Annotated in this window: 15 protein-coding genes; 6 read left to right on the top strand and 9 right to left on the bottom strand. The window is 70.7% G+C overall.

What is annotated here, in order from left to right:
* Positions 1-38 precede the first annotated feature (38 nt).
* Positions 39-2,156, top strand: a complete 2,118-nt coding sequence (locus F8566_RS26260) for a SpoIIE family protein phosphatase (protein ID WP_225993544.1) — start codon at positions 39-41, stop codon at positions 2,154-2,156.
* A 4-nt stretch (positions 2,157-2,160) separates the two neighbouring features.
* On the opposite strand, the gene F8566_RS26255 is transcribed toward F8566_RS26260, so the two are convergent.
* Complete coding sequence (locus F8566_RS26255) at positions 2,161-2,544, bottom strand: PIN domain-containing protein (RefSeq protein ID WP_192809869.1); 384 nt, start codon at positions 2,542-2,544, stop codon at positions 2,161-2,163.
* Complete coding sequence (locus F8566_RS26250; protein WP_151564405.1) at positions 2,544-2,840, bottom strand: hypothetical protein; 297 nt, start codon at positions 2,838-2,840, stop codon at positions 2,544-2,546. The genes F8566_RS26255 and F8566_RS26250 overlap by 1 nt, the downstream gene beginning before the upstream one ends.
* A 39-nt stretch (positions 2,841-2,879) precedes the next feature.
* Between F8566_RS26250 and F8566_RS26245 the strand changes: the two genes are divergently transcribed.
* A complete protein-coding gene (locus F8566_RS26245; protein WP_151564404.1) occupies positions 2,880-3,083 on the top strand; it encodes a hypothetical protein in 204 nt (67 codons plus the stop codon).
* Here the strand turns inward: F8566_RS26245 and F8566_RS26240 are convergent.
* Both F8566_RS26240 and F8566_RS26235 read right to left on the bottom strand, forming a co-directional pair.
* On the bottom strand, positions 3,072-4,865 hold the full coding sequence (locus tag F8566_RS26240; RefSeq protein WP_151564403.1) for an NAD+ synthase: 1,794 nt from the start codon (positions 4,863-4,865) through the stop codon (positions 3,072-3,074). The genes F8566_RS26245 and F8566_RS26240 overlap by 12 nt on opposite strands.
* Positions 4,866-5,007: 142 nt before the next feature.
* Positions 5,008-6,270, bottom strand: coding sequence for an MDR family MFS transporter (locus tag F8566_RS26235; RefSeq protein WP_225993543.1), 1,263 nt, complete (start codon positions 6,268-6,270; stop codon positions 5,008-5,010).
* Positions 6,271-6,325: 55 nt separating this feature from the next.
* On the opposite strand from F8566_RS26235, the gene F8566_RS26230 reads away from it, so the two are divergent.
* On the top strand, positions 6,326-7,345 hold the full coding sequence (locus F8566_RS26230; RefSeq protein ID WP_151564402.1) for a DUF5937 family protein: 1,020 nt from the start codon (positions 6,326-6,328) through the stop codon (positions 7,343-7,345).
* Positions 7,346-7,367: 22 nt separating this feature from the next.
* Here the strand turns inward: F8566_RS26230 and F8566_RS26225 are convergent, their stop codons facing one another.
* Positions 7,368-8,426: a terpene synthase family protein gene (locus F8566_RS26225; RefSeq protein ID WP_192809868.1), complete on the bottom strand. Its 1,059-nt coding sequence runs from the start codon at positions 8,424-8,426 to the stop codon at positions 7,368-7,370.
* Between the two features lie 338 nt (positions 8,427-8,764).
* Between F8566_RS26225 and glnA the strand changes: the two genes are divergently transcribed.
* On the top strand, positions 8,765-10,126 hold the full coding sequence (gene glnA, locus F8566_RS26220; RefSeq protein ID WP_151564401.1) for a type I glutamate--ammonia ligase: 1,362 nt from the start codon (positions 8,765-8,767) through the stop codon (positions 10,124-10,126).
* 73 nt (positions 10,127-10,199) lie between these two features.
* Here the strand turns inward: glnA and F8566_RS26215 are convergent, their stop codons facing one another.
* The gene (locus F8566_RS26215) at positions 10,200-11,660 is read right to left on the bottom strand and encodes an FG-GAP-like repeat-containing protein (protein WP_151564400.1); all 1,461 of its coding nucleotides are present in this window, start codon (positions 11,658-11,660) and stop codon (positions 10,200-10,202) included.
* 196 nt (positions 11,661-11,856) lie between these two features.
* On the opposite strand from F8566_RS26215, the gene F8566_RS26210 reads away from it, so the two are divergent.
* Complete coding sequence (locus F8566_RS26210) at positions 11,857-15,000, top strand: bifunctional [glutamine synthetase] adenylyltransferase/[glutamine synthetase]-adenylyl-L-tyrosine phosphorylase (protein ID WP_151564399.1); 3,144 nt, start codon at positions 11,857-11,859, stop codon at positions 14,998-15,000.
* A 22-nt stretch (positions 15,001-15,022) separates the two neighbouring features.
* Here the strand turns inward: F8566_RS26210 and F8566_RS26205 are convergent, their stop codons facing one another.
* Together F8566_RS26205 and F8566_RS26200 are read right to left on the bottom strand one after the other, a co-directional pair.
* Positions 15,023-15,793 (bottom strand): phosphatase PAP2 family protein, encoded by a 771-nt coding sequence (locus F8566_RS26205; protein WP_151564398.1) that lies wholly within the window; start codon positions 15,791-15,793, stop codon positions 15,023-15,025.
* A gap of 13 nt (positions 15,794-15,806) precedes the next feature.
* Positions 15,807-16,721, bottom strand: a complete 915-nt coding sequence (locus F8566_RS26200; protein ID WP_225993542.1) for a phosphatase PAP2 family protein — start codon at positions 16,719-16,721, stop codon at positions 15,807-15,809.
* 241 nt (positions 16,722-16,962) lie between these two features.
* Between F8566_RS26200 and F8566_RS26195 the strand changes: the two genes are divergently transcribed.
* Positions 16,963-18,360 (top strand): alpha/beta hydrolase, encoded by a 1,398-nt coding sequence (locus F8566_RS26195; protein ID WP_225993541.1) that lies wholly within the window; start codon positions 16,963-16,965, stop codon positions 18,358-18,360.
* Between the two features lie 47 nt (positions 18,361-18,407).
* On the opposite strand, the gene F8566_RS26190 is transcribed toward F8566_RS26195, so the two are convergent.
* Positions 18,408-18,809 (bottom strand): OsmC family protein, encoded by a 402-nt coding sequence (locus tag F8566_RS26190; RefSeq protein WP_151564396.1) that lies wholly within the window; start codon positions 18,807-18,809, stop codon positions 18,408-18,410.
* Positions 18,810-18,864 lie beyond the last annotated feature (55 nt).

The raw sequence follows: 18,864 nt of genomic DNA, 5'->3' as shown, positions 1-18,864 counted from the left end.
GGGAGTGGTAGGAGGACCGGCTGTCGGGAGCGCCTCAGGTGAGATCCGTGATTGCGCCGCAGGGCGATGTGGCCGCAGCCGACTCGGCGTCGCGGACGCTCGTGCTCGGCATCGACGGTGCCCAGGGCATCGTCCAGTGCGGCCCGAACGCCGAGGCCGTGCTCGGCCGTCCGCCCGCAGATCTGATCGGGCGGCCCGCCGCCGAGCTCGTCGACGACGACTCCAAGAGCGATCTCGAAGGTCTGCTCGAGGCGATCATTGCGGGCCAGGAACGCCGGGCCGTGCTGAGCGTCCGGCGTGGCGACGGCAGCACGACCGAGTCGGTGGTGACCGCGCAGCCGCTCGTCGGCGGCGTGGCGCCCGGCTTCCCGGCGGGGCTGTTGTTCGTCCGCGTGGCGCTCCCGGTCAGCGAGCGCTACCAGGATCCGGCCTTGATGCGGCGCGCCCTCATGGACGACCCGCTGGCGAGGTTCGGCGCCTCCCTCGACCTGGACCAGACCGCCAAGGGCCTGGTCGACGTCATCGTCCCCCACTTCTGCACGACCGCGTCGGTGCTGATCCTGGAGAGCCTGGTCGCCGCCGACGAGGTGCACAGCGAGTCCGGTTCGGCGGTGCTGCGGCGCATCGCGGTGACCTCCGACGACGGCAACCCCGCGTGGACGGCGACCTTCCCCGTCGGTGAAGTGCTCATCTACCCCGAGGGCACGCCCTACCGCCAGGTGCTGGACACCGCCCGTCCGGTGCACCTGCCGCACGTGGACGTCCAGCTCGCGGGCGACATCGCCGGGAAGTGGCGCCGCGGCCCCGTGGGCCGGCTCCTCACCGGCGTCTCCATGGTCCTGCTGCCCCTGATCGCTCGTGACACGCTGCTCGGCTTCATCGCCTGCACCCGGGTGCCGGGGTTCCGCAAGTTCGACGCGTACGACGTCGAGATCGGCATGGAGTTCGCCTCCCGCGCCGCCATCGTCATCGACAACGCCCGGCTGTTCAGCCGGGAGCGCGCGACCGCGCTCACGCTGCAGCGCAGCCTGCTGCCCAACCGGCTGTCCGCGCCGTCCTCGGTGGAGGTCCGGCACCGCTACCTGCCCGGCAGCAAGCTGGTCGAGGTCGGCGGCGACTGGTACGAGTCGATCGCGCTGCCCGGTGCCCGGGTCGCGCTCATCGTCGGTGACGTCGCCGGGCACGGCGTGCGCGCCGCCGTCACGATGGGCCGCCTGCGCACGGCGCTGCACACGCTCGCCAACCTCGAACTGCCGCCCGCCGACGCGCTGCACATCATGCACGAGCTGATGATCGAGCTGGGTGAGCAGGAGCCGCACTTCGCCACCTGCGTGTACGCGGTGTACGACGCCACCACCGGCACCGTCGAGGTCGCCTCCGCCGGGCACCTCCCGCCGCTCCTCGTCGCCCCGGAGGGCTCGAACGACTTCCTGGAGATCCCGCCCGCTCCGCCCCTGGGCGTCTCGGGCGGCGCGACGATCGAGAGCCGCGAGTTCAAGGTCGAGGACGGCAGCCTCTTCGTCATCTACACCGACGGCCTGGTCGAGAATCGCGGCACCGACATCGACGACGGCCTCGCCCGGCTCCAGGGCGTCTTCAGCCCCGGCAGCACCAGCCGGCCGATGGAAGACCTGGCCAAGGCGACCCTCGACGGCGTCTACGCCGACCACCACCGGGACGACATCGCGGTGCTGATCGCGCGGCTGAGCCGCCTTCCCGAAGACCGCTGCGCCACCTGGACCCTGCCCGCCGATCCCGCCGCCGTCCGCCGCGCCCGCGGGCTGGTCCGCAGCAAGCTGGACGAGTGGGAGCTCGGCGACCTGTCCTACACGACCGAGCTGCTCGCCTCCGAGCTCGTCACCAACGCGCTGCGTTACGCCCCCGGCGGCCCGATCGAGCTGCGGCTGCTGCTGGAACGCACGGTGGTCTGCGAGGTTTTGGACCGCTCCGCCGCCCTGCCGCGCCTGCGCCACGCCACCGACGACGAGGAGAACGGCCGCGGCCTGCTCGTCGTCAGCCAGCTCGCTCACCGCTGGGGCACCCGCCGCACCGCCGCCGGCAAGGTCGTGTGGTGCGAGCAGATCGTCCCGGGCGTCGACCCCGACCCCTCCGAGCCCGTCCCCGCCTGGCCCGGTGAGAACCACCACCGCGAATAGCCGGTCAGATCTGCAGCACGGTGAGCTTGGGATCCAGGGCGCGCAGATCGCTCGGGTCGGTCGTGATGACCGGTACATGATGTCGGCGAGCGAGCATCACCACATGGGCGTCGACTAGATCGTCGCCGTCCTGGCGGAGTCCGAGGAAGACTCCGATGGCCTTGGCGACGGGAACGGTGATCTCGACGACCTGAGTGCTCGGTCTCCGGAGCAACATGGCGAGCGCGGCCTGCCTGGGGGTGCCCCGCCAGGCCTCGGCGAGGGATCCGGCCGAGACGATGATCTCACCCTCCCGGCCGAGCTCGCGGAGCAACGCCGTGAGGTATTGCTGCTTGCCACGCCGCTCAAGGGCGATGAGCGCCCCGGTGTCCAGAACGCACCCTTCCATCACGCGGCGCCCTTGGCCGTCGGTCCCGGGCGGCGCTCCGCCGCCATCTCCCTCATGACCTTCATGGCCTCCGCGGCCCATTCCTTCGCGTCTTCGTCGGGCTCGCCGCCGATCTCGCGAAGCACGTCCACCAGCATCTCGTGGGCGTCGTAAGAGTCGATCCGGTCGCTGATCGCTTCCACGACGAACGAGGACACCGTTGGATAGACGTCCGGATTCCGGGCGATCACCGCCTTGATCCGCTCGACTTGCTCAAGCGGGAGCGTCACGGTCACCCGCTTAACGTTCTCGGCCATGCCTCGAAGCTAACATACGATCGTATGCAGAATCGTCGAATGCGCGGCGATCGTGCCGGGCAGGTGCTCGTTCAGGCACGGCCGCACGAAGACGCCGCCGCGCCCCTGGTGCCGCAACTGCGGCGCATCCACACGCTCTACCTCGCCGAACAGGAACGCTGTGCCGGTCGGCTCGCGCCCGGCAACCACTCGTTCGAACGTGGCATCCGCGTCACCGGCTTCGCGCTGGAGCTACTCGGCTGAGGGCTCGCGCCAGCGGTTGGTGATGGGGACGCGGCGGTCGCGGCCGAAGTTCTTCGCGGTGATCTTGGGGCCCGGCGGGTACTGGCGGCGCTTGTACTCGGCCAGGTCGACCAGCCGGATGACCCGTTCGACCAGAGCGGGATCGTGGCCCGCCGCCACCAGGGCGTCGCGGCCCATGTCGCGCTCGACGTAGTCGACCAGCAGTGGATCGAGGACGTCGTACGGCGGCAGCGAGTCGCGGTCCTTCTGGCCCGGGCGGAGCTCGGCCGACGGCTCCTTGTCGATGATGACCTCGGGAATCGGCTCCTCCCCGAAGGGGTGGAGGAACGCCAGATCCGAGCCGGCCTGCGCGTTGCGCCAGCGGGCCAGCGCCCACACCATCGTCTTGGTCAGATCCTTGATGGGGCCGAAGCCGCCTGCGGAGTCGCCGTAAAGGGTCGAGTAGCCGGTGGCCAGCTCGCTCTTGTTGCCGCCGGTGAGAACGAGGTGGCCGTACTCGTTCGACAGGCCCATCCAGACGTTGGCGCGGATGCGGGCCTGGAGGTTCTCGGCGGCGAGGCCGGTGAGATCGAGCTGCTCTTCGAACGCCTCGACCATGCGGGCGATCGGCACCACGCGCGAGTGCAACCCCTGCCGCTTGACCAGGTCCTCGGCGTCGGTGACCGAGCCCTCGGAGGAGTAGCGGCTGGGCAGCAGCACCACGTGCACGTTGTCGGGGCCGATGGCGTCGGCGGCGATGGTGGCGACCAGGGCCGAGTCGATGCCGCCGGACAGGCCCAGGATGACCGAGCGGAAACCGTTCTTGCGGACGTAGTCGCGGGTGCCGAGCACCAGCGCCGCATACACCTCACCGAGGTCGTCGAGCGGCTCGGAGACCGACTGCGGCTCCACGGGGTAGGCGGGCAGCGGAGTGGGGGACAGGACGCGGCGGTCGATCGTGATCGTGGTGCCGTCCAGGGCGTCCACCGGGACCTTGCCGGGCTCCAGCGCGGGATCGGCGGCGGGCAGCGCCAGGTCGGCGATCAGTAGGTGCTCGGTGAACTGGGGCGCGCGCGCCAGCAGGGTGCCGTCTGCGCCGACGATGATGGAGTCGCCGTCGAAGACCAGCTCGTCCTGGCCGCCGACCATGTTGACGTAGGCCAGCGCGCAGCCGGCCTCTCTCGCCCGCCGGGCGCACAGCTCGAGACGGACGTCGTCCTTGTCGCGCTCGTACGGCGAGGCGTTGATGGCCAGCAGCAGCCCGGCGTTGGCGGTCTCGGTGACGCTGACCGGGCCGCCGTCCTGCCAGAGGTCCTCGCACACCACGGTCGCGACGTCCACGCCGTGCAGACGGACCACGGGAAGGCGGTCGCCGCGCACGAAGATGCGGTATTCGTCGAAGACCCCGTAGTTGGGCAGGTGGTGCTTGGCCGACCGGACCAGCACCTCGCCGCCGTGCAGCCACGCGGCCGCGTCGAGCGGTGATCCGGCGGGCTGCCCCGCCCGCACCAGGCTGACCGTACGGCGGTCGAGGTAGCCGGTGACGACGGGAACGTCCCCGAGCCCCTCGTCGGCCAGCCTGCGGGCGGTGCGTTCCAGGACGCGGAGCGAGCCCTCGACGAAGGACTTGCGCAGCGCGAGGTCCTCCACCGGGTAGCCGGTCAGCATCATCTCGGGGAAGGCGACCAGATGCGCGCCCGCGTCGGCGGCGCGCCGGGTCCATTCCACGATGAGGTCGGCATTGCCGTCGAGGTCGCCGACCGTCGAGTTCACCTGCGCGAGCGCGATCCGTAGCTGTGCCACGTCACCAGCCTAAGCCGCCGCCGTATCCGATTCCGAGGAAGGTCTCGTCAATGTGACGAAAAGAACTCTCGGTCGTTGAGTACAGGCGATCTTCCCGTCCTGGCGGGCTTCATGCGCGGGTGCCCCCATGCGTCGGCGGGCCCTACGTACCGGCGAGCAGGGCCTGCTTGCGGCGGCGGCGGATCGCCGGGCCAAGGCCGAGCTGGGCCATGGCGGCCGCCAGGCCGAGTCCGAGACAGGCCAGCCACAACGCGGGCGCACCGATCCCGAGCAGCTGGGTGCCGCCGAGCGGGGCCAGCAGGAAGCCGCCCGACCATGCCATCCCGAACAGGCCGCTGTACCGCCCGCGCAGGTGGACCGGGGCGAGATCGGCGACGACCGCCTGGAGCACCGACGCGGCGATGATCTCGCCCAGCGTCCAGACCAGGACGGTGCCGACATAGCTCCACAACGACGACGCGAACGCGGTCAGCCCGTAGCCGACGCCGACGATCGCGAACCCGGCGGCGAGCACCCTGCTGTGGTCGCGGCGGCTCAGCCACGCCGCGACCAGGGGCTGCACGGTGATGATGACGACGCCGTTGGCGGCGATCGCGATCCCGTACGCCTGCGGGCCGAGGCCGTCCTCCTTCATGGCCAGCGCCATGGTGGTCATGCCCTGGAGGAGCACGAACGTGTAGGCGATCGCGATCAGCACGTACATGACCATGACGCGGTCGCGCAGGACGTCGAGGAAGCCCCCCTTGTCGTGGTCGGCACGGGCACGCTTGGGCCGTGAGTCGGGCACCGCCCGCCACACCAGGAGGCCGAAGCCGGCGCAGGTGATCGCGTCGATCCAGAACAACCACAGGAAACCCTGCTGGGCGAGCGTGCCGCCGAGGACGGTGGCGACCGCCCAGCCCAGGTTGATCGCCCAGAAGAGCAACGCGAACGCGCGCGGCCGTTCGGCGGGAGAGATGATGTCGGCGACCATCGCCTGCGACGCCGGCCGGTAGAGGTCCAGGACCAGACCGAGGACGAGCACCGCCGCGACGATCGACACGATGTCCTGCGCGTAGCCGAGCGCGAGCATCGCCAGGCCCGTGAGGACGGTGCCGAGGGTGAGGGTGGCCTTGCGGCCGATCCGGTCGGTGAGGAAGCCCCCGACGAGCTGGCTGACGATAGACCCGGCGCCGAGCACGGCCATCACCAGGCCCGCCTGGCCCAGTGACAGCCCGCGCGTGGTGGTCAGGTAGAGGCCCAGGAACGGCTCGACCATCGTGCCGAGCCGGTTGAGCAGGGTGCCCGACCACAGGATCCAGAACGTACGGGGGAAGCCGCCGATCCGGTCGTGCAGGAACGGGGGCAGCCTGCCGGGGGCGGAGGACTCGGCGACGGGGGGCGGGGGCTCGTCCAGGGCGGTCACGTGATCGATGGTGGAGACGGTGTGATGATCCCGAAAATCATTTAGCGTCAGCTAAATGATCGAGTTCGTCTTCCGCATCGACGACGTCGCGCGGGTGCGGTTCGCGTTCTCTCCGCTCTGGGAGCTGGTGCACGGGCTGCGGGTGCTCGCGGACCCGTCCCGGCGCGCCCTTCACCTGCCGTGGGTGCGCGCCGTACGGCCAAGGCTGCGCGGGCTCGACCTCGAACTCCTGCGGAGCGTGGTCCCGCCGACCGGCTACATCCCGGACTTCCTCACCCCGCCGCCGGAGACGCCGCTGCCGGACTTCGGGGCCGAGCTGGAGATCGTCCGGGCCACGCCGCCCGAGGTCGTCGCCAAGGAGCTCCGCTGGACGGGGTGGGGGAGCACCGAAAGGGGAGACAGCGGACGGGGAGACAGCGGACGGGAGAACGCCGCCGGGGCGTCGTGGCAGGTGATGGCGGATGAGCCCGCGCGGTCCCTGGAGGTGCTGTGCGACCAGCTCGAACGGTTCTGGAACGCCGCCGTCGAGCCGTACTGGGAAGGGATCTCGGACCTGCTGGAAGGCGACGTGCTGCGGCGGACACGGGCCCTGGCGGCGAACGGGGCGGAGGGTGTCTTCGCCGACCTCGACCCCGCCGTCCGCTGGCGCGGGGACACGCTCTTCGTCGACCGCTGGTGGGACTACCGGGGCGAGCTGGCCGGGCGCGGGCTGCTGCTGGTGCCCAGCGTCTTCGTCTGGCCGCAGGTCTCGGTGATGGTGCCGCCGTACCAGCCCATGCTCAGCTACCCGCCGTACGGCGTGGCGACCCTCTGGGAGTCGAGCCCCGCCGCGCCGCCGGACGCCCTCGCCGCCCTGATCGGACGGCGCCGCGCCGAACTGCTCATCGCGCTCGTCTCACCGGCCTCGACCACCGAGCTCTCCCGGCGGCTGAACGTGACGCCGGGCGCGGTCAGCCAGCATCTCGGTGTCCTGCGGGCCTGCGGGCTGGTCACCGGGCACCGCCTCGGCCGCCGCGTTCTCTACACGCGTACCAGGGCTGGAGACGCCTTGGCGGAGTCTCCGTCGGCGCAGTGATCTCCTCAGGCAGTGATCTCCGTCACCGCAGTGAGGCGAAGGCGTCGAGGCGCGGCCGCTGCCGACCGGGCAGCAGCGCGGCGCGGCCCGTACCGCCGGACTGGCTGTAGCGGCCGGACTCGGCGAGCCAGTCCAGGTAAGCCCGCGGCGCGTCCAGGAGGGCACGGACGACCTGGGCCGCCGCGCCGCGCGCCTCCTGGGGGAGCCGCAACGGCCCGAGCGAGTCACCCATCGTTCGGGCGGCCTCCTGCACGTCCAGCACGCGGTGGACGATGCGGTCCAGAATCCATCCGGCTGCCTGCGCCGGCTCGAATCCGTGGGCCGCCTTCAGCACCATGATCTGGTTGTGCACGTCGCCGTGCGCCGCCTCCTTGGCGTACGAGGCGATGTCGTTGCACCACGCCAGCACGTCGGCGGTGCCATCGATCAAGGTCTTCCACACCGGGGTGGCGAGCAGGAGGGGCGGCAGTTCCACGCCCAGCACCGGCTCGATCAGGTCGTACAGGAACGGCGCGGCGGCCCGCCGCCGGAGCGCCGGATAGGCGTCCTGCGCGGGGGTGCCGCCCACCCGACGGCCGACCGCCTCGTCCGCGCATCCGGTCCGGTGCTCCTCCATGTGCAGCAGGAACCGGCGGCGCCAGTCGCGGGTCATGCCGCCGGTGGTGGCCTGCCACAGCTCCACGACCGTGGCCTCCAGCGGCCGGGCCCCGGGCTTGGCGTGGCCACGGCGCATCGCCTTCAGCAGGTCGTCGTACAGCCCGTGCACGGCGGTCGCGCTGGCTCCCGTCGGGGTGTCGTCGAACGTGTCGTCCAGCGCGAATGACCAGGTCAGCCAGCGGGCAAAGAGCTCGACCCGTTCGAGCTCGGAGGTCGGGAAGATCCGCGCCGCCAGCCGTTCGAACCGCCCGCGGCCCAGCGGCGAGGTGTCCGGATCACCCAGCACCAGGCCCCGGTTGCGGGCCCACGCCCCCACCCGTTCACCCAGAGGCCAGGCGTGCGGATGCATGACCGACGGGGCGGCCAGGGCCGCGACCCGGTCGGTCAGCGAGAGCAGCAGGAAGGCGTCCACGAGGTGATCCACGCTAATGATCCCCCCGGGTCCTCCTGGAGATCGCCACGTCAAAACTCGGGAAATCCAGTCAAGCGGAGCTTGTCCGTTGGGAGGGTGGTCGGGTGGGGGCTGCCAGGGGGCCGCAGGTCGTATGGCAGAGTTCGGGGTGACGGTATGTGCGGCTTCTTCCCCGGCCGCGACGTGATCTTGGGCTTGTAACGTCTTCGAAACAGCGCCGGGGCATACTGCGAAGAAGACTGGACCTGTCGGCACCTGCGGAAACTCTGTGTGACGGCGGCCGGCAGGGGCATACGCAGAAATACCGGCATACGCAGGAAGTCGGCACGGCGATCGGTAGGGAGAGGACTTTGGACCGTCAGCAGGAGTTCGTGCTCCGCACGCTGGAGGAGCGCGACATCCGCTTCATCCGGCTGTGGTTCACCGACGTGCTCGGCTTCCTGAAGTCCGTCGCGGTCGCGCCCGCCGAGCTCGAAGGTGCCTTCGCCGAAGGGATCGGCTTCGACGGGTCGGCGATCGAGGGCTTCGCCCGGGTCTACGAGGCGGACATGATCGCCAAGCCGGACCCGTCCACGTTCCAGGTGTTGCCGTGGCGGTCCGAGGGGCCCGGGGTGGCCCGGATCTTCTGCGACATCCTCATGCCCGACGGCACGCCGAGCTTCGCCGACCCGCGCTACGTGCTCAAGCGGGCGCTGGCCCGGGCGGCCGACCTCGGCTTCACGTTCTACACGCATCCTGAGGTGGAGTTCTTCCTGCTCAAGGACCGGCCGGAGGACGGGCGCGAGCCGGTCCCGGTGGACTCGGGCGGCTACTTCGACCACACCCCGCACAGCGCCGCGCACGACTTCCGGCGCAACGCGATCATGATGCTGGAGGCCATGGGGATCTCGGTGGAGTTCAGCCACCACGAGGGCGCCCCCGGCCAGCAGGAGATCGACCTGCGGTACGCCGACGCGCTCACCACCGCCGACAACATCATGACGTTCCGGCTGGTCATGAAGGAGGTGGCGCTGGAGCAGGGCGTGTTCGCCTCGTTCATGCCCAAGCCCTTCACCGACCACCCGGGCTCGGGCATGCACACCCACATGTCGCTCTTCGAGGGTGACCGCAACGCCTTCTACGAGCCGGGCGCCGAGTTCCAGCTCTCCAAGGTCGGCCGCGCGTTCATCGCCGGCGTCCTCCGCCACTCCGCCGAGATCACCGCGGTGTGCAACCAGTGGGTCAACTCGTACAAGCGGCTGTGGGGCAGCGTCGGCTCCACGGCGGGTGCGGGCGGCGAGGCGCCGTCGTACATCTGCTGGGGCCACAACAACCGGTCAGCGCTGGTCCGCGTCCCCATGTACAAGCCGCAGAAGGGCCACGCGACCCGGATCGAGTTCCGGTCACTGGACACCGCCGCCAACCCCTACCTGGCGTTCGCGGCGATCCTGGGCGCCGGGCTCAAGGGCATCGAGGAGGGCTACGAGCTGCCGCAGGGCGCCGAGGACGACGTCTGGGCCCTGACGGCCGCCGAACGCCGCGCGCTCGGCATCGAGCCCCTGCCGCAGAGCCTGGACGAGGCCATCCGGGCCCTGGAGCGCAGCGAGCTGATGGCCGACGTGCTCGGCGAGCACGTCTTCGACTTCTTCCTGCGCAACAAGCGCCAGGAGTGGGAGGACTACCGCCGCCAGGTCACCGCCTACGAGCGCCAGCGCCTCATCGCGGTCCTGTGATCGCAGTCCTGTAGCGGATGCTCGCCTAGGGACGGCTCGGCCCGGGGCGCGCGTCCGGGCCGAGCCGTTCGCCTTACGGAAGCAGCGGATCGGCGAGCAGCGCGTTGTGCCGGGTGACGCCGATGTCAGCGGGGCCGAGATTCTTGACGCCCTTGACGGTCAGGCCTGCGCGGGTGCCGGTGAAGACGTACAGGCGACCGGGCCAGACGTACTGCGACGTGCCCGCGAGCTTGTACCCGTTCTCGTACGGCGTGCCGACCGTGAGTTCGGCGCGGCCGTCACCGTTGAGGTCGGCGAGGGACAGGCCACGGCCGAACGTGTCGCCCTTCTCGGCGCCGCCCGGCACGCCCTTGCTGTCCTGGCCGAACAGCTGTGCGCCCTTGGTGGTGAGCCCGCCCTTGGCGCCGTAGAGCACCGTGACGGTGCCCGCGTCGGTCACCTTGCCCACGTTCTCGTACGGGGCGCCGATCGCGACGTCGGCCTTGCGGTCGCCGTTGACGTCGCCGACCGCGATCCGGTACCCGAACTCGTCGCCCTTCTCACCGGTGCCCGGCACGCCCCGGGTGTCCTGAGTGAACGTCTTCGGTGCGCCGAGTCCGGTCCGGGTGCCGAGGTAGACCATGATCGCCCCCTCCTGCCGGGGCGCGTCGGTGGTCTGCCCGCGGGTGACGAGGTCGGCCCGGCCGTCGCCGTTGACGTCGCCGGTGGCCGCCACGTCGCCGGTCGGCCGGTTGATCTGCCGCGCCGGGCCGAGGCCCTTCTTCGACCCGAGCCGCAGCTGGAGGAACTGCGGGGACGGCCCGCCGTCGATGGAGCCCACGACCTGTACGACCAGATCGGAGTGACCGTCGCCGTTGAAGTCGGCCGCGGTCGGATAGTTGAACGTCATGCCCTCGTCGGCGGGCACCCGGTGCCGGACGCCCGGTACGGCACGCCCTCCGATGTCGCTGAAGGTCCAGTACTCGGCGACGCCGCGACCACCCTTGAACACCAGATCCGGGACCCGGTTGCCGTTGAAGTCCCCGATCGTGATCTTCGTGCCGGCCTCGTCCGTGCTGACCGGCAGGTGCACCGTGCGCCCCGTGAGCCCACGGGAGCCGCCGTACACGATGACCACGCCCTGCTTCCACGGCCCGCCCACCGCAAGGTCGGCGTACCCGTCCCTGTCGAAGTCGGCTGAGCCGACCGACTCGCCGAACGCACCGCTCTCCTGAGGCGAGCCCGGAATCCCTGGGCTGTCCTGGTCGATCGTCTGCCGTGCCTTGGTGTTCAGTCCCTTGGGGCCGCCGTAGACCACGGTCACGAATCCCGCCTGCGGCCGCCCCTTCACCCACCCCTCCGGGCTCACGGCCACGAGATCACGCCGCCCGTCCCCGTTGAAGTCGGAGGCCTTGGCGGGCTTGCGCGCCGTGGCACCCGCCGTCAACGCGGCGTCCAGCGCCTCCCCCTCCGACGCCGACACCGCCACCACCGCGCCGATCGCCACGACGATCGCCGCCGCGGCGCTGAACGCCGATACCGAGCTTGTTTTCACGTGTCTCCTTCGGGGAGCTCAAGGGGCAGATCTCGCGGGGCTGATCGTTTGAAGAAGGAGACGCCTCAAGATCCTCGGCGGTTCACACGGCCACCCCTGTTCGAGGGCATGGTCCCGGGGGAGCGTTGACGTAATCGAGATCTTCCGGCTACGAGCTTGCTCTTCCGCGGCGGGGCCGTCCGATTACGGTGGAGTCGTGCAGCAGCCGTGGACTCCTGATCGTCGTCCCTCGCTGGCCGGTCGCCTGGCCAGACTCGGCTTCACCGACGCGGGTCTCGCGGAGAGGCGGCTGATCGAGGAGGATCCGGACGGCGTGCTCGGTGATGGCCGGCTGGACGCGCTCGGCGCCACCGCGGATCCCGATCTCGCGCTGACGGGGGTCCTGCGCCTGCTCGCCGCGGCGGGGGATGACGGGGCCGAGCTGCGGGCCGTTCTGCACAAGGACCCGGCGACCCGGGAACGGCTTTTCACGGTGCTCGGGGTGAGCGCGGCCCTGGGGGATCACCTTGCCCGCCACCCTGCGGACTGGCAGGTCCTGCGCGGGGATGGAGCGCTCCAAGCCGCTTCCCCCGCGACCGTCCGGGCGGATCTGCTGCGCGCGGTCGGCGCCGATCCGGCCGGGCCCGAACCGGTCGCGAGCGGCTCGGGCACCGAGACACTTGTGGCGTTGCGCGCCGCGTACCGGCGGCACCTGCTCCAGCTGGCCGGCCGCGACCTCATCGGCGCGGCCGATGTCGGCCAGGTGTCGGCCGAGCTCGCCGACCTCGCGGCCGCCGCGCTGGAGGCCGGGCTGGCGGTGGCGCGGGCCGCGGTGCCCGAGTGCGCGGCGTGCCGGCTGGCGGTCATCGGCATGGGCAAGTGCGGCGGCCGGGAGCTCAACTACGTCAGCGACGTCGATGTGATCTTCGTGGCGGAGGCGCGCGAGGGGCACCCGGAGGAGGCGGGCCTGCGCACCGCCACCCGGCTGGCGTCGGCCCTGATGCGCGCGTGCTCGGCCAGCACCGAGGAAGGCGCGCTGTGGGAGGTCGACGCGGCGCTGCGCCCGGAGGGGAAGGCGGGGCCGCTGGTACGGACGGTCGCCAGCCACCGGGCGTACTACGAGCGCTGGGCCAAGACCTGGGAGTTCCAGGCGCTGCTCAAGGCACGGCCGGTCGCGGGTGACGCCGAGCTCGGACGGCGCTACATGGAGACGATCACGCCGATCGTCTGGAGGGCGGTCGGGCGTGGCCGGGAGGGTGAGACACCCGCCACGGGAGGCGAGAACTTCGTCGCGGACGTGCAGGCGATGCGGCGCCGCGTCGAGGCCCACCTGACCGAGCGCGGACAGGACGCCGAACGCCAGTTGAAACTCGGTCCCGGCGGGCTTCGCGACGTCGAGTTCGCCGTACAGCTGCTGCAGCTCGTCCACGGGCGCGCCGACGCCACGCTGCGCGGTGCCGGGACCCTGGAGGCGCTGGAGGCGCTGTCCCACGGCGGTTACGTCGGCCGCGACGACGCGGCCGCGCTGGCCTCGGCCTACCGGTTCCTGCGGCGCGTCGAGCACCTCATCCAGCTTCACCGGCTGCGCCGTACCCACCTGGTGCCCGACGACCCGATCGACCTGCGCCGGCTGGGCCGTGCGCTGGGGCTGCGCACCGACCCGGTGGGGGAGTTCACCGCGCTGTGGCGGCGGCATGCCCGCGAGGTGCGGCGCATCCACGAGAAGCTGTTCTACCGGCCGCTGCTGCTGGCGGTCGCCCGGCTGCCGGGCGAGGAGTCCCGGCTCACGCCCGAGGCCGCCCGGGTGCGGCTGGAGGCGCTCGGCTTCAACGACCCGGCGGGCGCGCTCCGGCACATCGAGGCCCTCACCTCCGGGGTGTCGCGGCGCGCGTCCATCCAGCGGACGCTGCTGCCGGTGATGCTCGGGTGGTTCGCCGACGCCCCCGATCCCGACGCCGGGCTGCTCGGGTTCCGGCGGGTGAGCGACGCGCTCGGCACGACCCCGTGGTACCTGCGGCTGCTGCGCGACGAGGTGACGGTCGCCGAACGGATGGCACGCGTTCTGGCGTCCAGCCGTTACGCCACCGACCTGCTGCTGCGCGCGCCGGAGGCGGTGGCGATGCTCGGCAGCGAGTCCGAACTCACGCCGCGGCCGTACGAGACGCTGCGCGTGGAGGCGATGGCCGCCGTGCGCCGCAGAGCCGAAGGCGATCTGAGCAGGCACAGAGCCGAAGGCGATCTGAGCAGGCACAGAGCCGACGGCGATCCGGACAAGCGCAGAGCCGAAGGCGATCTCGTCGACAACAGCGAGGCCGCGGTCGCGGTGGTGCGCGGGCTGCGCCGCCGGGAGCTGTTCCGGGTGGCGGTCGCCGACCTGCTCGGCCTCGCCGGCGTCCGTACGGTCGGCGAGACGCTCACCGACATCACGACCGTCACGGTCGAGGCCGCGCTGCAGGCCGCCATCAACAAGATCGAGATGGAGCGGCGGGAGCCGCTGCCGACCCGGATGGCGGTCGTGGCGATGGGCCGGTTCGGCGGCCACGAGCTCGGTTACGGCAGCGACGCCGACGTGATGTTCGTCCACGATCCGCTGCCCGGTGCCGACGAACGCGCCGCCAGCCGCGCCGCCCACGCGGTCGCCGAGGAGCTCCGCAGGCTCCTGGCGCTGCCCGCCCCAGACCCGGCGCTGGAGATCGACCCGAACCTGCGTCCCGAGGGGCGGCAGGGCCCGCTGGTCCGCACCCTCGCCTCGTACGCGGCGTACTACGCCCGCTGGTCCGCGCCCTGGGAGAGCCAGGCGCTGCTCCGCGCCGACCCGATCATCGGCAACCGCGACCTGTGCGAACGTTTCCGCACCCTCATCGACCCTGTGCGATGGCCGGAGGGCGGCATCGACGATGACACCGTCCGGGAGATCCGGCGGCTGAAGGCCCGAATGGAGTCCGAACGCCTGCCCAGGGGCGTCGACCGGCGCCAGCACATCAAGCTCGGGCCCGGTGGCCTGTCGGACGTGGAATGGGTCGCCCAGCTGATCCAGCTCCGGCACGCCCACGACGTCCCCGCGCTGCGTACGACCCGTACCCTCGCCACCCTGGACGCCGCCGTCGGGGCCGGCCTGCTCGACGAGGACGACGCCCGGGTGCTGTCGGAGGCCTGGCGGCTGGCGACCCGGATCCGCGGCGTGATCATGCTGGTGCGCGGCCGGGCCTCCGATCTCCTCCCGACCGACCACCATCGCGAGCGCAGCGCGGTGGCCAGCGTCCTCGGCTACCCCGGCACCGGTGACCTGCTGGAGGACTACCGCCGCCACGCCCGCCGGGCGCGCGCCGTGGTGGACCGGGTGTTCTACGGCGCCGAATGATCCCCGGCCGAACGGTCCCCGGCTAGATGAGGGGATGGCCGCGGGACAGGAGGGCGAGCGTGGAGGCGCGGAAGGCGCCGAGGGCGAGGGCGTAGCCGAGGGCGAGAGCCACGGCGCCGCCCACGGCATCGAGGATGTAGTGGTTGGCCGTACCCATGATGATCACCACGGTCAGCGCGGGGTAGCTCACCGCGAGCGCCACCACCCAGCGCCGCCGGACGATGGTGATGATCGCGGTGGTCGACCAGAGCGCCCAGGCCATGTGCATCGAGGGCATGGCGGCGTACTGGTTGGACACCTCGGCGGTCGGCCCGGAGTCGTAGATGCCCCACGTGCCGAAGCTGATCACGGTGTCGGTGAAGCCGGGCAGCATCCGCGGCGGGGCCAGCGGGAACAACCAGAATCCGACGAGCCCGATGAGCGTGGTCGCGAAGAGCAGGGACCGGTACAGCGGGTAGCGGCCCGGATGCCGAACGTACAGCCACAGCATCACGCCGATCGTCACGACGAAGTGCATCGTGGCGTAGAAGTAGTTGGCCGGGATCGCGATCCAGGTGTGTTCGGCGAAGAGCCGGTTGAGGGCGTACTCGACGTCGAGGTTCACGGCGTACTCGAGATCGAGGATCAGGTACGCGCGGTGCGCGGCCATCGCGTGGTCGGTCGGAACGAGGTTGCGGACGACCTCGTACGCGCCGTAGCAGATCAGCAGGAGCAGCAGCTCGGTCCGCAGCCGGGGCCGGACCGCCACCGCGGGGTGGCGGCCGGGGCCTGGTGCAGCGGCCAGCCTGGCCATGTCGTCAAGGATCTCAAATGCTGGTTTCCTGTGCACCTCGGACCGCGCCGGAATCGGCCGTGGCGGGTCTCGGCCGTGCCCGCGACCGCTGTGCCAGCAGGGACGCCGTACGGTCCCGCAGGGCCAGAACCGGTTCCGGACACCGGTGGTAGAGGACCCACGACAGGGCCATCGCCCCGCTGATCAGCGCGATCCCGGCCACCGCGTCCAGGATGTAGTGGTTCGCGGTGGAGAGGATCACGAAGACCGTGGTGGCCGGGTAGATCGCGCCGAGCACCTTGGCCCAGCGCCGCGCGGCCAGCCGGACCAGCAGGAAACCGCACCACATCGCCCAGCCCGCGTGCATCGACGGCATCGCCGCGTATTGGTTGGTGAGGGTGCCGGACGCGTCACTCGCATACAGGCCCAGCGAGTGCAGAGCGGTGACCGGGTCGACGAACCCCTCGGAGTGCAGGAACCGCGGCGGCGCCAGCGGGTAGAGCCAGAAGCCCAGCAACGCCACGCCCGTGGCGATCATGATCCCGGTGCGCGCCCAGCGGTAGTCCTGCGGTCTGCGGCGGTACAGCCACACCACGATCGCCAGCGTCACCGCGAAATGGGCGGTGGCGTAGAAGATGTTGGCGGTACGGGCCAGCCACGGCACCTGGAGCAACATCTGGTTGAGACCGAGTTCGACGTCGATCCCCAGGAACCGCTCGGTGGCCAGGATCTGATCCGCGTTCGCGAAGGCAGGTCCCGTCCCGTCCTGAACCAGAACGATGCGCGTCAGCGTATAACCGGCATAGAAGAGCGCGATCAGCAGCAACTCGCGCCACACCGGCGGCACGGAGATCCGCCTGACCTCCGGCACGCTGACGGCCCGCCGCGCGGGGGCGGGGCGGGCCTGTTCGGTCTGGCCTCGAGGAGCGGGTGGGGCGATTTGGGCCATGCTCCCTATCTTTGCGGTGCGGCCACCTATTTGAGATCACCGCGACGAATGGTCTTCATCTCAGCCTTGAGTAGTACGACCCTGATGCCGCCTCCGGACCTTTGGGGGAGGGTGGCTCTTGATCAGGAGTCAGCATAAGAGCACCTGGGTAGATCAGCACCGGCCCCCCGTGAGAGAACGGAGGGGACGAATGGTATGGAGGGTCTCAATACCCGACACAGGGGCGGTAAGCGTCGTCCTTGTGGCCGCTTTCGGTCTGGTGGCCTGCGGCAGTGACGTGCAGAAGAACCCGGCGCTCTCCTGGCAGGCCTGCCAGAAGTTCGAGTGCGCCACGGTCAAGGTACCGCTTGACTACGCCAAGCCCGACGGCGAGACCATCGAACTCGCGCTGATCAGGGCGAAGGCGACACAGCCGGCCCGCCGCATCGGCTCCCTGGTGTTCAACTTCGGCGGGCCCGGCGCCTCCGGAGTGGACGTCTTTTCCCGGGCCGCGCCCGCCTACAAGAACCTCAACACACGCTACGACCTCGTCAGCTTCGACCCGCGCGGCGTGGGCAAGAGTTCCCCGGTGACGTGCGTGGACGACACGCAGATGGACCGGATGGCGGCAATGGACGGCTCGCCCGACAACGCCGCCGAGGAAAGGGCCCTCATCAGCCAGCTCCTGTCGTACGACGAGGGCTGCAAGGCGCGCTCCGGCAAGGTCCTGCCGCACGTGGGCACGATCAACGCGGCCCGGGACCTGGACATGATCCGGAAGGCGCTGGGGGACAGGCGCCTGCACTACTTCGGGATCTCGTACGGGACGGAACTGGGCGCCAACTACGCTCACCAGTTCCCCAAGCAGGTGGGACGAGCCGTCCTCGACGGCGCCGTCGACACCAAGGTGAGCACAAAGAACCTCAGCCTCCAGCAGGCTGCGGCCTTCCAACGGGCGCTGGGCAACTATGGGGCCGCCTGCGCCGCGCCATGCCCGCTGGGCAAGGATGTCGTGGCCTCCGTTCAGAAACTCCTGACGACCCTGGACGCCAAACCGCTTCCGACCAGTGGCGAACGCAAACTCACCCAGAGCCTGGGCACCACTGGCGTTCTTACCGCCCTCTACTCCAAACAGCTCTGGCCGCTTCTCACGCAAGGCGTCACAGAAGCGCGACAGGGCAAGGGCGACATTCTGCTGGCCCTGGCCGACTTGCGGATAGGCCGCGACGAGACGGGCCACTACAACAACCTTGTGGCGGCCAACACCGCTATCAGCTGCGCCGACACGACCGACCGCTACACCCGGGCAGAAGTGCGAGAGGCGCTGCCCCGCTTTCGCAAGGCGTCGCCCATCTTCGGCCCATCGATCGCTTGGGGCATGCTGACGTGCACCGGCTGGCCGATCAAAGGCGACAAAGCCGCTAAGGAGGTCAGCGCCCCAGGCGCGGCACCCATCATGGTGGTGGGCAATACCGGCGACCCCGCCACGCCCTACGGCTGGGCACCTGCCCTGACCAAGGAGCTGGGCGGCTCCGCAACCCTGGTCACCCTTAAGGGTGAGGGCCACGGCGCCTACGACACCGGCGATCGCTGCATCCAGCGCACAGTGGACGCCTACCTGTTGGACGGCAAGCAGCCTGCCAAGAAGACCTGCCCGTGACGCGCACAACGTGCGCGGCGTGCACGGCGCGTGCCAGGGACGGACCGTCAGGTAGAGATGACCTGCTCGACCTTCATCGGCTCCTTGAGGGCGTTGCCGACCGTGCAGTAACTGTCGTGGACGCGCTTGGCGACCTTGGCGAGGACCTCTGCGGCCTTGTCGTCACCTTCGGGGAGCTCCACCTCGTAGTTGATGGTGATCGTGCCGAGCTTGCTCGTGGCGACCTTGTCGGCGGAGACGGTCGCGGCGAGCTTGACCATGCGGTGACCACGCTGGGCCGTGAGCGGTTCCACGGTCACGATCTCGCAGCCGCCCAGCGCCGCAAGCAGCAGCTCGACCGGAGTGAACGCACCTTCGATGTCGCTGGAGTCGCCGATGGCGACGCTCGCTCCGCGGTCGTTGGTGGCCAGGTAGCCGTCCTCGGTCCGCTCCACCTTCACCGTGGCCATGAGATCCCCTTTGATCGTTCCAATGACGCCCCATCGAAACACGGCGGCGCCCCTG

The organism is Actinomadura rudentiformis (assembly GCF_008923185.1).
GTDB classification, from domain to species: Bacteria; Actinomycetota; Actinomycetes; order Streptosporangiales; family Streptosporangiaceae; genus Spirillospora; species Spirillospora rudentiformis.
Note: the sequence above shows the minus strand (reverse complement) of the source record. Positions and strands in the feature narration are given on the sequence as shown.